Source organism: Mucilaginibacter sp. 21P, assembly GCF_019331605.1.
GTDB classification, from domain to species: domain Bacteria; phylum Bacteroidota; class Bacteroidia; order Sphingobacteriales; family Sphingobacteriaceae; genus Mucilaginibacter; species Mucilaginibacter achroorhodeus.
This window is the reverse complement of record NZ_CP063061.1, coordinates 484,690-497,945: the sequence shown is the minus strand read 5'-3', so window position 1 is coordinate 497,945 and position 13,256 is coordinate 484,690. Positions and strand designations below refer to the sequence as shown.

The window sequence follows — 13,256 nt, the reverse complement described above, 5'->3', positions numbered from 1 at the left end:
TACAAATGCAGCTTTTTTATACGCCCGATATCGACCCCAAACTGTCTCAATACTTTTTGAGCGAGGAAGAAAGCAAACATGCCGTACGTGTACTGCGCTTGAATATTGGCGATGAAGTTACCCTTATTGACGGTAAGGGCGGCTTATACAAAGCTGAAATTAATGATGCACATCCTAAGCGCACTATTCTGCAAATAAATTCCATTACACAGGAATACCAAAAACGCAATCATTTTTTGCATATAGCCATTGCCCCAACCAAAAATCTGGATAGGATAGAGTGGTTCCTGGAAAAGGCTACCGAAATTGGAATAGACGAGATATCGCTCGTGATATGCCAACGATCAGAACGTAAGGAAGCCAAGATAGAACGCTTGGATAAAATCATAACATCGGCTATCAAACAATCTATAAAAGCATATCATCCCAAATTAAATGCGCCGGTTGCTTTCAACCAGTTTGTTCAGCAAGGGTTTGAAGGTGACAAATATATCGCCCATTGTGCCCATGGCGAGAAAGCCGACCTGGCACAATCTTTCAAAAAGCATGGGCGTTATATGATCATGATAGGCCCGGAAGGTGATTTTACACCTGCGGAGGTAGAAATGGCGACTAAAAACGGCTTCCGTGCGCTTACGCTGGGCGAGAGCCGCCTGCGTACAGAAACGGCGGCTTTGGAGGCCTGTTTTGAAGTGAATTTTTTAAACCGCTGATATGAGTAAGCTTGCGTATGTAACGGCGATTTTATTTGTGCTAATAGGCATAAGCAGCTTTGCACCGCCATCTTACAAAATGGCGCGGCTTAAATACAACGGTGGCGGCGATTGGTACGGCGATCGCACTGCACTAATCAACCTCATTAAATTCTGTAACCAAAATTTAAAGACAAGTTTTGAGCCCGAAGAGGATGTAGTTGAAGTTGGCAGCGAACAGCTTTTCAATTATCCCTTTGTTTTCATGACCGGCCACGGTAATGTGATCTTCAGCGATCAGGAAGCGCGTAACCTACGCAAATACCTTACCGGCGGGGGCTTTCTGCATATTGACGATAATTACGGCTTGGATCAGTTCATCCGCCCACAGATGAAAAAGGTTTTCCCGGAGCTGGATTTCATTGAGCTGCCAGTAAACTATGCTATTTATCACCAAAAGTATGATTTCCCGGCAGGGTTGCCCAAAATACATGAGCATGATGGTAAACGGGCGCAGGGCTTTGGATTGATCTACAAGGGGCGGTTGGTTTGTTTCTATACCTATGAGTGTGACCTGGGCAATGGCTGGGAAGATTATGGTACCTATGCCGGTGATACGCAGGAGAGCCGCCTAAAGGCACTTAAAATGGGCGCGAACCTTGTTCAGTACATCTTTACAAAATAGTATTTCCTATATTCGTTATCAAAGAGCATCGGAATGTATAAAATAAAGGTTAATCAGCACGATTTTGAATTGCAACGTAACGCCGACCAACTGCAGTTGAACGGACATGATATTGCAGCCGATGTAAGGCAGCTTAACGATAATCTTTACCATATCATTAAAAACAGAGGCTCTTATAACGCCGAGATGGTGAGTTTCGACCCTCAAACCAAAACTGCAGAAATAAAGGTTAACAACAACCTGTACACTGTTAGTGCCAAAGACGAGTTTGACCAACTGCTCGACCAAATGGGCCTGAGCAACCTGATGGCTGCCAAAGTAAGCGACATAAAAGCCCCGATGCCCGGCCTGGTTTTAAAAGTATTGGTTGAAGAAGGTGCCGAAGTAAAAAAAGGCGAAAGCTTGTTTATCCTTGAGGCAATGAAGATGGAGAACATCATCAAATCTCCGGCAGATGTTACTATTCAAACGATAAAAATGCAGCCTGGTGATAAAGTTGAAAAAGGACAGGTACTGATGCTGTTTTGATCTGCTTACTTCACCAGCTTTACCAGTCGCTCGCCTTCCAATACAGGTATGGCAGTAGTTAGATCGATCTGCAGGCAAAATTCAATATCTTTTTCAATGCCCAGTTTTTTTAGGCGCTCGCCGTGTGAAGTTTTGCTGAGGTATTGGCCTATATCATTTTTGCCTAATTGGTAAAGGTCATTTGCAGCAATAGCCGGGTCATCAAGTTTAAATCCTTCTGATTTTAATTGTTCAACCACTGCACCTGCAAAAAGCGAATCTTCCAGGTTAAAATTATTTTTCCATCCGGAGCATACCAGTAATATGTTCTGCTGCTGAGTTTTAAGCCAATTGCAAAGTGCTGTTAGGTTAAAGAATGATCCTATAACAACTTTTTTTGCGCTGCGCGATAAATGCAGGGCATGCGTGCCGTTTGTAGTAGTTAGTACAATGGTTTTACCGGCAACTTTATCCTTAGTGTAAGAAAAAGGTGAGTTGCCAAAATCAAAACCATCAACCACCTCGCCGTTCCGTTCTGCAGCTAAAAGGTAATCAACTCCTTTTTCGCGGTAGGCGGCACATTCTTCAACCTCCGCAACCGGGATGATGGCTTCGGCACCGTTCTCTATCCCATAAGAAATAGATGAGGTAGCACGGAAAATATCTATCACTACAACTATGTAATCCGGCACATTATATAAAGGAATAAGCGCGGGAGTAAGGCAAACGTCGAGGGATTTACTCATTGGGTCTTTGAGTCATTAGGTCATTGAAAAAGCATTGGGTCACCCAGTCAAAATAATGACTCAATGACCCAATGATATAATGACGGCGCTACCCGCCTATTTATAAAACGGCGGTTTTACCACCTTGGCTTTCACTTTATTATCACGAATGCTGATGAATATCTCGGTGCCTTCTTTGGCAAATGCAGCATCTACATAACCCAGGCCAATAGCTTTCTGTAGTGATGGCGATTGAGTGCCAGATGTTACTTTGCCAATATTATTGCCATCAGCATCAACAATAGCGTAGTCATGGCGGGGAATACCACGGTCTATCATTTCAAAGCCTACCAGTTTACGGCTCACGCCTGCTTGTTTCTGCTGTTGTAATTTTTCTGAATTAGTAAATTCTTTATTGAATTTGGTTACCCAACCCAAGCCTGCTTCCAACGGAGAAGTAGTATCATCAATATCATTACCGTAAAGGCAGAAACCCATTTCTAAACGCAGGGTGTCGCGCGCGGCCAGCCCTATCGGTTTAATCCCAAAAGGTTCACCGGCCTTAAAAACTTCTTTCCAGATATGGTCGGCATGTTCGTTGTCAAAATACAACTCAAAGCCACCTGCGCCGGTATAACCTGTTGCAGAAACTACAATATTATCAATACCGGCAAACTTGCCTTTGGTAAACGTATAGTACTCCATCGAACCGAGGTCGATATCGGTGAGGCTTTGTAGGGCATCTGCTGCTTTTGGGCCCTGCACCGCAAGCAGCGAAGTGCGGTCTGATATATTCTTCATATCAACGCCCTTGGTGTTGTATTTAGATATCCAGTTCCAGTCCTTCTCAATATTTGATGCGTTAACTACCAGCATGTATGTTTTCTCATCAATGCGATAAACTAACAGGTCATCAACAATGCCGCCGTCTTCGTTAGGCAGGCAAGAGTATTGCACTTTGCCATCATAAAGTTTGGCGGCATCGTTACTGGTTACGCGTTGTATCAGGTCAAGCGCGTTCTCACCCTTCAGGATAAATTCGCCCATGTGGCTCACATCAAAAACGCCTACGCCTTTGCGTACGGTATCATGTTCAACATTTACGCCTGCATATTGCACGGGCATATTATAACCTGCAAACGGTACCATTTTGGCACCCAATTGTGTGTGTACGGGTGTTAGCGCTGTATTTTTCATTAACAAAAATTAACTGCGCCAAAAATAGGAAAAATAGCAGCAGCGGCGGGCTATTTCAAAGCAGATTCGTAAAATTCAATAAGTTTAGGTGTTATCAAATTTACATCGTGTTGTTCTTCCGTTAGTTTACGCGCGTTTTCGCCAATACGGCGGCAGTTGTGCTCATCTAATAGGCATTTCTTTAGCGCTTCATGAAATTCATCAGTGTTATTAGCAATAATGATATTAGTTCCGTGTTCAATGTTTATTCCCTCGGCACCCAATGATGTGGAGATGATGCATTTCTGCATGGCCATCCCCTCAATAATTTTTACTCGCATACCACCACCAGATAACAGTGGAACTATCATAATAGCCTTGCTGTTTACAAACTCAAGCGCATCATCAACTTCGCCGTGTATAAATACTTTGCCTAACACTTCGTAGTCATCATAATCCTCCGGGATATTATGGCCGGCTACGTAGAGTTTGCACTTCAGGTCACCATCTGTTATCTCTTTGTGAAAATTATCCATAAACCACTCAACACCCTCGCGATTAGGCAGCCAGTCTAAAGAACCCAGGAAGAAGACACTCGAGAAATCTGTTTTGTTAAAGTCGGGTTGGTAAAGCGACAGATCAACACCAATGGGCAATACTGTAATTGGCGTACGTGCACCAAATGAGATTAAAGATTGTTTGTCCTGCCCGGTAAAGGCAACTATGCCATCAAAAGAGTTAAGCAGGCTTAGTTCGTAGTTTTTTATTCTTTTAGCCAGCAAGTGCAAATACCATTTTTTAAACGGGTCACTCTTCTGCTGGGCCAATTTCTCCCAAACCTGATGCTCGATATTATGCGCCCGGAATATGACCTTTGCCTTAGAATTTTTGCGGATAGCGCTTAGATAGGGGGCAACAAAAATTCCTTCTAATTGAATAATGTCGTACTGGTGATCTACCAGGTTTTTGATCAGCAGCCGCTCAAAACCTGCGTTGTAATACTTTTCAATATTATATGAGTTTTTGGTGAATAGGTTGCTCACTGCCTCAACCATAGTAACGCGGGTATCAATATCATACTCGGTGTAAGTGATCTGATCCAGCAGTATATCGCGTTCGTATTGGGTTGAATGTTTTTTTACGTTGAGTGATAACAAGGTAACCTGGTGACCAAGGCCCACCAGCCCTTTTATGGTATTACCTACCACAATGGGGTATCCGCCGTTTTGCGGAAACGGTGCGCGATGGGTTAAAATAAGTATCCTCAAAATATAAAAGGTCAGCTGGTATGCTGTAAAGTTATTAAACCTTACATAAATTTCAAGCAAACCATTGCTACAGTATCGCTTAAAACTTTTGTTAAATTGAGGGAGAGAACTTTACAAAGCTATTTACCTAAATTATTGCTTTGGTAAGAATTATTTGGTTGAACTGATTATTTCGTTTCTGAATTCCTTGTCGCGTGGGGAATAATCTGTTTCGCGGATAAGCACTTTACCATCTTTTGCGACAACAGCATAACGGGGAACACGTGATAGGTCAAAAAAATTAGTCAAAGCATGAGGCTTAGTTGCGCTGTTTACAAGCCTGTACTGGAAAACATCCTGCTTTAAGCCTTCTTGTGCCATAGCTGTTTGCCATGGGCCCACCTGCTGATCGACACTAATTGATATTATTGCAATATCATTATTATAAAGTTCGGGCTTTAGTTTTTTTATATCAGGTAATGCTTCCCTGCAAGGCGCACACCAGCTGGCCCAAAAATCTATAAAAATGTATTTTTTGTTGGTCTTATTAAAAATTGATGCCAGGTTTTGAAAATGGCCTGTTTTGTCCTGTAATAACACATTTTGCAGATTTGGGATAATTTCATCTTTTCTCCTGGTGATCAAATTATAAAGCGAAGAGTCATTAGCTTTTGCATACAGCATTATTTTTTGTAAATCACTTTTATATAGTCGGGTCATTTTATAACTGCTGGTTATATTTTTTACTGCATTGCGAAACTGCTGGTCGATAATTTCTTTGCCGATCAAGGCTTGGTTCTGAAGATAAAAGTCCACCCAGCTTAAAGATGGATTGTTTCTATTAATTTCTTCCCAATATAATGCTAAACTCGAAGTTGCTAATGTTGCACTTGGGCCCGAAATTTTGCTTATTTCGCTCAATTTAGCATAATAATGCTCATATATGTCTTTTCGGTGTTTATTTAACCAAGTGTTTTTGACAGCATTAAAAATTACCGGTATATCGGTGATTTCGCGCAGTAACTGCCAAGATGTTCCGGTGTTTGCCGTCCATTCCCCACTGTTTACCATCTGTTTTATTTTTATGCTATCCTCATTCAATTCCTTTTCCCGGTCTTTTAAAAAAGCAGCACTCGCTGCAGTGTCCAATTTGCTGTATTTTTGATCCATAAGCAAAGAATATATACGGCCGGTGTGACCAATATCATCCGGAAGGATAGCTTGTTTTGCTGCAGTGTTATTTGCAATTAGTTTATAATTGACCACCATAAACTCGGGATGGCTATTGGGAAACAGCAATACCGTTTGAGATAGTTTCCAATAACCTGTCCTCAGTTCTTTCACTTTGTTAAAAGAGAACCGAATCGTGACTTTTTTAACCAAATCGTCATCATTTTTAAAAGATATCAAATCCACGTAATTTGAAACCAGCTCAAGGGTTTGTTTGGGTGGTAGAATTATTGTGATGGAAGATCTTGTTGAACTGTCAGCGGTGCTGCCAGGATTTTTAGCCTGAGCTAAACAGATCGTTGGAATTAATATATATAACAATAAAAGAGTTATACTAAAAAGTAAAGGTTTAAGGGGTTTTGTCATGATTAAGATTTTAGGTTGCCGGTTAGTTATATTGAAGTAATTGTCATGATCTTTAAATAAGCGTTTCATCAAAAAACGATAATTGCGGATTGGTTACCTTAAAACTTTTACGATGATATGGCGTGTGCCCCATTTCTAAAACCATTTTGCGGTGACTAATGGTTGGGTAGCCTTTATTAGAGTGCCAGTTATACTCGGGATGTTCTTCCGCTATCTGCTTCATGTAATCATCCCGGTAGGTTTTGGCTAAAATAGAAGCTGCGGCTATGCTGAAATATTTGGCATCGCCTTCTACAATACATTGGTGGGGTAAGTCGGAATATTTATTGAACCGGTTGCCATCGATGATAAGAAACTCAGGTTTGAGATGTAGTTTTTCAACGGCACGGTGCATAGCCAGGAACGATGCATTAAGGATATTGATCTGGTCTATCTCGTGGTTATCGCACCAGGCAACGGCATGAGCAATGGCTTTTTCTTCAATCTCTAAACGAAGCTGATAGCGTACTTCCTCTGTAAGTTGTTTGGAGTCGTTAAGCAGGTGGTGGTCAAAGTTGTGAGGCAGGATAACAGCTGCCGCAAACACCGGCCCTGCAAGGCAACCCCTGCCGGCTTCGTCACAGCCGGCCTCTAACAATTCGTACTGGTATCTGGCTAATAACGTTCTGCGCTCCTGCACAATCTTTACCTTCGTCTGCTGTACCTTTTTCATGTATTATACAAATATCAAAAACCATTAGCTGGCCTGCAAGTATGGGTTAAAAAATAAAAGAGTTTAAACCAATAGGCTGCGCCGGTGTTAATTAAACGATGAAAAAGCTTGCCTTGTTGTTATTGATGATTTGCAGCGTACAGGTATTTGCGCAAAAGCGTAATGCGCTGCCACATGGGATGGTGTTTGGTACAAAACCAAAAGATATAGCGCCTGTGCCGGCCAACAAGTTGGAGACCCTGATGGGTGGTAAAATAAGACAAACAACAGCCATTGAAGGCAAGATAATTAAAGTGACCAAAGAGAAGGGCGGCTGGTTTAACATGGACGCGGGCAACAGCCGCATCATTGAGGCGCACTTTGCAAATTATGACGTTACGCTGCCTAAAGCAATTGCTGGCCGCACAGTTATTATTGAAGGTGTAGCCCAACGCCAGCTAATAGCAGACGACTCGCAGCATCTTGCCGGCGATACCGCAGTAGGTAAAAAGCAACACGAGGTAAAGGTTAATCCTAAAGAAAGATTAACTTTTGAGGTGCAGGGTTTGATGGTTGATAAATAAGCAGCGCTTAAATTACTCTTATCCCGTGCCTTGTTAGCAGGTTCTCTAATCCTGTAATGGCAAAAACCGCTTTTTTCAGGGTGTTCAGCTCCGGGTCGATAATAAAATTATAAGCAGTTGAAAAGTTTACAGACGACAGATCAGTTTTGCTGAAAACGGCATTTTCGAGATCGCAATCGCCGAAAACAGAACCTGTAAGAGTAGCGTCGGTGAAACTTACTTCTTTAACAGATGACTTATTGAACGAGGTTTTGATCATCTTCTTTCCGGCAAATGAGGCATAATCCAGCGTGCAATTTTCAAAGGCAACGCTAAATAAAAAGTCATCGCATTTGCTGAAATTAACTCCCATTAGCTTACAGCCTTTAAATGATACATCATTTAGCGTTGCACCTTCCAGCTTGGCCATCGATAGATTGCAATCTTCAAACCGGCAATCCAGAAAACGACAGCGCATCAAATTTGCGTCACCCAGATCGCAATTTTTAAACGTGCAACTTTGAAACTCAATGCGGTTATAACTATTACCTGCAAGGTTAAGCTTTTCAAATACCTCGTCTTCGTAAACCAGTTTATTAATCATATTCAGATTTTTAAGAGATATTGAGGGCGGCTTTGATCTCCACCGTAACGTCTTCGATCACCGCTGACAGCTTTATTATCCGTTCGTGGCCTGCTCCGCTAAAATTTTTGGTGCGGATAGACGGATGGGCACTTAGAAAATTTTGCAAATAGGTGTTTGGCAACATCATATCAGCATCGTCATAAGCCAGCCAATGGTTTAGCGATGCATCGAACCCGTAAAGATCGGGCATGTTATAGTATGAAGGATAAATGCCATACTGTTTCTTAAAATCATCAAGAAAAGCTTGTTGGGCAGCGGCGGGCACACCAACAGCAGTCATGTTTTTGATAAAGTTCTCCTGTAACAAAATAAACGGCGCAATGCTTACCAATAATTTTGGTTGTATGGCAAGTTCGTGCAACCCAACAACATTAGCCATAGCACCAAATGAATGACCTATCACAACATCCGGTTTGCCGGTTTTCATTATTACTGATTTAACCGCCCCAACAAAAAGCAGTAAATTAGATAGGTCGCCATCAGAGCTACCATTTGCCGGCGCGTCAAAAGCTATTATTTCCGTGTTTGGCAATTCAAGCAATGCATTGATGAGTTCAGTAAAGTCGGCCGCTTTTGATCCCCAGCCATGGCTTAGTAGTATTTTGTTTTTACCGCTGCCCCATTTAAACCCATTGATATTTAGCGTTATGTTGGTAAAGTAAGGGTCATCAATAGTTACAACGAATGTTTGTGCCTTATCAAGAAGTTGCTGCTGATGTAATCTGAGCGGTATCTTGGGCGGGTAGCATATAAATTGCCAAAGCAACGGAGTCAGATCTTCGAGTTCCGGATCGGCTATATCAGCCTTGAGGTCTGCTACAATCTGCTTAAATCTTTTCATGGCGGGTAAAGCTAAATAAATCCCACCTAAAAGTGACGAGTAAGCGTAGCGCCTTTTAGCCATGCAGACCAGTAAATTATTGGCAGATAATTGTAGATGGTTAATCTTATATTTATATTTTAGCGTTTCCGGTACCTAAAAATTTTATCCCGATCCCCGTTCCCTGTAAATCGAAGTAAGCCATAATTATTTCCCCGATCACATCAGATGCAAAATTTTGACATTCTCTTTTATCAGTCGCATAACCCTATGTGGGTTTTTGATATCATAACCCTGGAGATACTGGAGGTGAACAACGCGGCGGTAGAAGCTTACGGTTACAGCAAGCAGGAGTTTCTGGCAAAAACCATATCAGACCTTCGCCCGGCAGAGGACGTGGAAAAGGTTAAGCTTCTGGTGTCAGAGATCCGTACGTGTAAAACTTACCTGCGAGAGTTTAGGCATAAAAATAAAGCAGGCCATGTTTTTCACGTGGAGGTGATGTCGTACCCGATAGACTTTGAAGGCAAAGAGGCGCGGTTGGTGGTAACCCAAAACATTGAAGAGAAAAAGAAGATGGCCGGGCAGCTGGAAATTACCCAAAGCAAACTTAACCGTATGCTTGAAACAACGAGCATAGGTTTTTTCCAGGTAAATAATCAATCGATCATCACTTATTGGAACCGGGCCGCCGAGGAAATGATAGGTTACAACCGCAAATATCTGATCGGTAAAAATTTGTGGGAGGTGTTCCCCGAGGCAATTGATACCAACTTTTATGTAAAATACCAGGAAGCTATTACAAAGCGCGAGAACACGGAGTTTGAATCATACTTCTGGCCGCTGCAAAAATGGTTCGCTATCATCATTTACTTTATAGAGGATGAACTGGTGATACACTTTAGGGATATTACTGAGACCAAGCTGTACGAGGAGCAGTTGCTGGACAAGATAGAACAGCTAAAGGAGATATCTTATCTAAATTCGCATTACATACGTAAACCGGTTGCCAGCTTGCTCGGCCTTAGCAGTCTTATCAATCAAAACCTTATCAAAGGCAAAGAGTATAAGACTGTTGCTGCCCAAATATTAGAATGCAGCCGCGAACTGGATGCCGTTATTAGGCGCATCAATAATAAGGTAAACGATGAGATATCCACAAGTATCCATTACGAGATACAAAATTTTTCTTTAGACAAGCTTTTAGAAGAAGTGGTTATTGAGGCCTCTGCATTTCATGCCAGTCATCAGATAGTGATTAAACACAACGCCGAGGTTTTGCTTTACGGCAATAAAAATAGCATAGCTACCGCACTGCACAGGCTTATTGATAATGCCGTAAAATTTTCTCCGGATGCCGAAATCGTGGAGGTTTGCCTTGATATTGTGCAGCATAACGCCATTTTATCTGTCAAGGATTTTGGTATGGATAAGCATTTGCTAAACCGCATCTTCATCAGCTTTAATAACAAAAAGATGGCTGGTGAATTAGGTAGCGGGCTGTCTAAAGTTTTAAGCGTAGCCCATCGTCACAATGGCGATGTGTGGGTTGAAAGCCAGCCGGGTGTTGGTTCAACTTTCAGTATGCGTTTGCCAATGTCAAACATTGCCGTGTTTAAACAAGCAGGAACTACAGATTTTACTCACTACGAAGCACCAGGCTTAGAAATAAGTGATCTGCATAACAGACAAATTGTAGTAGCCAACTGGCAGGGTTTCCATACCACGCACACGGCTAAGACAGGGTGTTTGCGCATCATATCCAAATTGACTAACAACAAAGCCAGACTTTTGCTGAACGACAATACCGGCGTCGCCGGCACCTGGAACGATGCGGTAGAGTGGGTGTCAACCACCTTTTTCCCGATGTTGCGGGATAGTGGGGTAACGCATGTTGCCTGGGTATACTCAACAAGTACCTTTAGTCGCCTCTCAACGGATTTTACTATTGCAAACTTACAGGTCGTCGACATCAATATACGAACATTTGAGCGCACCGAAGACGCTGAAAAATGGCTTGCAGAGGTGTTGGCAGCAGCTAACATATCAAACTAAATTTTGTAATATTGGCTTAACCAATTAATAGCCGCTTACCCTCGGCTTATGCTTACCACTTATGAAAAAGTTATTGATCACGCTGTTATTTGCCGCGGTTTGCTTTAGCGCCGGGGCACAAAAATTTATCGGTACAAAAGGGAAAAACATCATTGGCCCTGACGGTAAGCCATTTTTGATCCGCGGAACCAACCTGGGTAACTGGCTGGTGCCGGAGGGTTACATGTTCAAGTTTAAAAAGGTAAATTCTCAAAGACTTATCAATGAAGCTTTGACGGAATTGGTTGGTCCCGAAGAAATGAAACTTTTCTGGAAAGCGTTCCAGGATACTTACATCACTGAAGCAGATATCCAGTTTCTAAAAGCTTCCGGCATCAACTCAATACGCATCCCATTCAACTATAAGCTGTTCACCTACGAAGATTATATGGGCCAAAACAACCCAAACCGGGGTTTTGAGCTGTTAGACCGCGTTGTAGGCTGGTGCAAAAAGGCTAACCTTTATGTGATACTGGATATGCACTGTGCACCTGGTGGCCAAACCGGCGACAATATAGACGATGGAAACGGTTATCCCTTCTTGTTTACCAGCCCTGCAAGCAGAAAGTTGACTGCGGATATATGGCGAAAAATAGCGAATCATTACAAGAACGAAACCACCATTATGGGTTACGACTTGCTAAATGAGCCTATCGCACACTACTTTGATGTGGCGAAGATAAACCCGCATCTGGAGCCAACTTATAAGCAGATAACAGCAGCAGTACGTTCTGTAAATAAGAACCACATTGTTTTTATTGGTGGTGCACAATGGGACAGCAATTTTAAAGTGTTCGGGCGTCCATTCGATAGCAAAAGCGTTTACACCTTCCACAAATACTGGACGGATGTGAAAGAGGAAGTGATACAAGAATATATCGACTATAGGGATAAGTATAATGTGCCTATTTACGTTGGCGAAACCGGCGAAAACACTGATCAATGGGTTCATGATTTCAGGTTACTTTGCGAAAAGAACAACATTGGCTGGCATTACTGGCCATACAAAAAGGCCGATAATGAGAAAGGCTTTATGAGCTTTAAGGCACCCGAGGGTTACGACGAGATAATAGAATATACTGAGAAGCCACGCGGCAGTTTTGAGGAGATCCGCAAAGCTGCACCTGCAGACAGGGAAAAGATCAGGAAAGTGCTTTGGGCATTCTTAGAAAGCAGCAAGTTTACTAACTGCATCCCCCAGAAAGGTTACATACAAGCGCTGGGCTTAAAAGTGCCGGCCAAATAAAAAAGGAAGGGCCTCAATTTGAGGCCCTTCCTTTTTTATTTCTTCTGATTGTTTTGTAATGCTCTTACTTCTTTTATCAACTTTATTTTGGCTATGATGAACAACGCGCCTAACATCAGGAAGCTTGTCAACCAGATCCACCTGCTGTTTTGAAGCGAAGTGTAGGCACCAGCCGCGCAAACAAATATAACAATGTTGTAAAAGATGTTTAAGAATAACTTGGAGCGCATATTAGTACACGTTAAGTTCTGGGTCTATCTCTGCTTTCCAGGCTAAAATGCCGCCTTGCAGGTTGTAAAGGTTGGTGTAACCCTGTTGCTCTAATTGCATGATAGCTGCAGCGCTGCGTTTACCGCTGCGGCACATTACCACAACCGGTTTATCATGCGATATTTTGTCGGTCTCAATTAAAATGCCGCCAAGGGGTATCAGTTGGCCACCAATATTTGAGGTTTCGTACTCAAAATCTTCGCGTACGTCAATCAGTTGAAAATCTTCACCCTTATCTAATTTCTCCTTTAGTTCTTGTGCGGTTATCTCTTTCATTTTAAATAGAATTATGGCTTCA

General features: G+C 42.3%; 15 protein-coding genes. 6 read left to right on the top strand and 9 right to left on the bottom strand.

Annotated features, from left to right (window positions below):
• Nucleotides 1-5 precede the first annotated feature (5 nt).
• From INP83_RS02050 to INP83_RS02040, 3 genes are read left to right on the top strand one after another with little or no spacing between them, the layout of a single operon-like run.
• A complete protein-coding gene (locus INP83_RS02050; RefSeq protein ID WP_219126117.1) occupies nt 6-713 on the top strand; it encodes a 16S rRNA (uracil(1498)-N(3))-methyltransferase in 708 nt (235 codons plus the stop codon).
• Between the two features lies 1 nt (nt 714).
• The gene (locus INP83_RS02045) at nt 715-1,377 is read left to right on the top strand and encodes a DUF4159 domain-containing protein (protein WP_219126116.1); all 663 of its coding nucleotides are present in this window, start codon (nt 715-717) and stop codon (nt 1,375-1,377) included.
• Nucleotides 1,378-1,410: 33 nt separating this feature from the next.
• Nucleotides 1,411-1,905: an acetyl-CoA carboxylase biotin carboxyl carrier protein subunit gene (locus INP83_RS02040; protein WP_219126115.1), complete on the top strand. Its 495-nt coding sequence runs from the start codon at nt 1,411-1,413 to the stop codon at nt 1,903-1,905.
• Between the two features lie 5 nt (nt 1,906-1,910).
• Here the strand turns inward: INP83_RS02040 and INP83_RS02035 are convergent, their stop codons facing one another.
• From INP83_RS02035 to INP83_RS02015, 5 genes are all read right to left on the bottom strand, one after another.
• A complete protein-coding gene (locus INP83_RS02035) occupies nt 1,911-2,630 on the bottom strand; it encodes a 2-phosphosulfolactate phosphatase (RefSeq protein WP_219126114.1) in 720 nt (239 codons plus the stop codon).
• A gap of 96 nt (nt 2,631-2,726) precedes the next feature.
• Nucleotides 2,727-3,806, bottom strand: a complete 1,080-nt coding sequence (gene gcvT / locus INP83_RS02030; protein WP_219126113.1) for a glycine cleavage system aminomethyltransferase GcvT — start codon at nt 3,804-3,806, stop codon at nt 2,727-2,729.
• Between the two features lie 50 nt (nt 3,807-3,856).
• Nucleotides 3,857-5,053 (bottom strand): glycosyltransferase family 4 protein, encoded by a 1,197-nt coding sequence (locus tag INP83_RS02025; RefSeq protein ID WP_219126112.1) that lies wholly within the window; start codon nt 5,051-5,053, stop codon nt 3,857-3,859.
• A 150-nt stretch (nt 5,054-5,203) separates the two neighbouring features.
• Complete coding sequence (locus tag INP83_RS02020) at nt 5,204-6,628, bottom strand: thioredoxin-like domain-containing protein (protein WP_219126111.1); 1,425 nt, start codon at nt 6,626-6,628, stop codon at nt 5,204-5,206.
• A gap of 52 nt (nt 6,629-6,680) precedes the next feature.
• Nucleotides 6,681-7,340, bottom strand: a complete 660-nt coding sequence (locus INP83_RS02015; protein ID WP_219126110.1) for a ribonuclease HII — start codon at nt 7,338-7,340, stop codon at nt 6,681-6,683.
• A gap of 98 nt (nt 7,341-7,438) precedes the next feature.
• On the opposite strand from INP83_RS02015, the gene INP83_RS02010 reads away from it, so the two are divergent.
• The gene (locus INP83_RS02010; RefSeq protein ID WP_219126109.1) at nt 7,439-7,903 is read left to right on the top strand and encodes a DUF4920 domain-containing protein; all 465 of its coding nucleotides are present in this window, start codon (nt 7,439-7,441) and stop codon (nt 7,901-7,903) included.
• A gap of 7 nt (nt 7,904-7,910) precedes the next feature.
• On the opposite strand, the gene INP83_RS02005 is transcribed toward INP83_RS02010, so the two are convergent.
• Together INP83_RS02005 and INP83_RS02000 are read right to left on the bottom strand one after the other, a co-directional pair.
• Nucleotides 7,911-8,486 (bottom strand): pentapeptide repeat-containing protein, encoded by a 576-nt coding sequence (locus INP83_RS02005; RefSeq protein ID WP_219126108.1) that lies wholly within the window; start codon nt 8,484-8,486, stop codon nt 7,911-7,913.
• 10 nt (nt 8,487-8,496) lie between these two features.
• The gene (locus tag INP83_RS02000) at nt 8,497-9,369 is read right to left on the bottom strand and encodes an alpha/beta fold hydrolase (protein ID WP_219126107.1); all 873 of its coding nucleotides are present in this window, start codon (nt 9,367-9,369) and stop codon (nt 8,497-8,499) included.
• A 207-nt stretch (nt 9,370-9,576) separates the two neighbouring features.
• Here INP83_RS02000 and INP83_RS01995 point away from each other — a divergent pair, with 207 nt between their 5' ends.
• Both INP83_RS01995 and INP83_RS01990 read left to right on the top strand, forming a co-directional pair.
• Nucleotides 9,577-11,403, top strand: a complete 1,827-nt coding sequence (locus INP83_RS01995; RefSeq protein ID WP_219126106.1) for a PAS domain-containing sensor histidine kinase — start codon at nt 9,577-9,579, stop codon at nt 11,401-11,403.
• A gap of 61 nt (nt 11,404-11,464) precedes the next feature.
• A complete protein-coding gene (locus tag INP83_RS01990) occupies nt 11,465-12,688 on the top strand; it encodes a glycoside hydrolase family 5 protein (protein ID WP_219126105.1) in 1,224 nt (407 codons plus the stop codon).
• Nucleotides 12,689-12,723: 35 nt separating this feature from the next.
• Here INP83_RS01990 and INP83_RS01985 read toward each other — a convergent pair whose 3' ends face one another.
• Both INP83_RS01985 and INP83_RS01980 read right to left on the bottom strand, forming a co-directional pair.
• Nucleotides 12,724-12,918, bottom strand: a complete 195-nt coding sequence (locus INP83_RS01985) for a DUF6358 family protein (protein ID WP_146272975.1) — start codon at nt 12,916-12,918, stop codon at nt 12,724-12,726.
• A gap of 1 nt (nt 12,919) precedes the next feature.
• A complete protein-coding gene (locus INP83_RS01980; RefSeq protein ID WP_146272974.1) occupies nt 12,920-13,234 on the bottom strand; it encodes a rhodanese-like domain-containing protein in 315 nt (104 codons plus the stop codon).
• Nucleotides 13,235-13,256 lie beyond the last annotated feature (22 nt).

Bases quoted from the DNA above. Each gene is read 5' to 3' on its own strand.
- INP83_RS02050 (WP_219126117.1), top strand. From the start codon at position 6: ATGCAGCTTTTTTATACGCCCGATATCGACCCCAAACTGTCTCAATAC.
- INP83_RS02045 (WP_219126116.1), top strand. From the start codon at position 715: ATGAGTAAGCTTGCGTATGTAACGGCGATTTTATTTGTGCTAATAGGC.
- INP83_RS02040 (WP_219126115.1), top strand. From the start codon at position 1,411: ATGTATAAAATAAAGGTTAATCAGCACGATTTTGAATTGCAACGTAAC.
- INP83_RS02035 (WP_219126114.1), bottom strand. From the start codon at position 2,630: ATGAGTAAATCCCTCGACGTTTGCCTTACTCCCGCGCTTATTCCTTTA.
- gcvT (WP_219126113.1), bottom strand. From the start codon at position 3,806: ATGAAAAATACAGCGCTAACACCCGTACACACACAATTGGGTGCCAAA.
- INP83_RS02020 (WP_219126111.1), bottom strand. From the start codon at position 6,628: ATGACAAAACCCCTTAAACCTTTACTTTTTAGTATAACTCTTTTATTG.
- INP83_RS02015 (WP_219126110.1), bottom strand. From the start codon at position 7,340: ATGAAAAAGGTACAGCAGACGAAGGTAAAGATTGTGCAGGAGCGCAGA.
- INP83_RS02010 (WP_219126109.1), top strand. From the start codon at position 7,439: ATGAAAAAGCTTGCCTTGTTGTTATTGATGATTTGCAGCGTACAGGTA.
- INP83_RS02005 (WP_219126108.1), bottom strand. From the start codon at position 8,486: ATGATTAATAAACTGGTTTACGAAGACGAGGTATTTGAAAAGCTTAAC.
- INP83_RS02000 (WP_219126107.1), bottom strand. From the start codon at position 9,369: ATGAAAAGATTTAAGCAGATTGTAGCAGACCTCAAGGCTGATATAGCC.
- INP83_RS01995 (WP_219126106.1), top strand. From the start codon at position 9,577: ATGCAAAATTTTGACATTCTCTTTTATCAGTCGCATAACCCTATGTGG.
- INP83_RS01990 (WP_219126105.1), top strand. From the start codon at position 11,465: ATGAAAAAGTTATTGATCACGCTGTTATTTGCCGCGGTTTGCTTTAGC.
- INP83_RS01985 (WP_146272975.1), bottom strand. From the start codon at position 12,918: ATGCGCTCCAAGTTATTCTTAAACATCTTTTACAACATTGTTATATTT.
- INP83_RS01980 (WP_146272974.1), bottom strand. From the start codon at position 13,234: ATGAAAGAGATAACCGCACAAGAACTAAAGGAGAAATTAGATAAGGGT.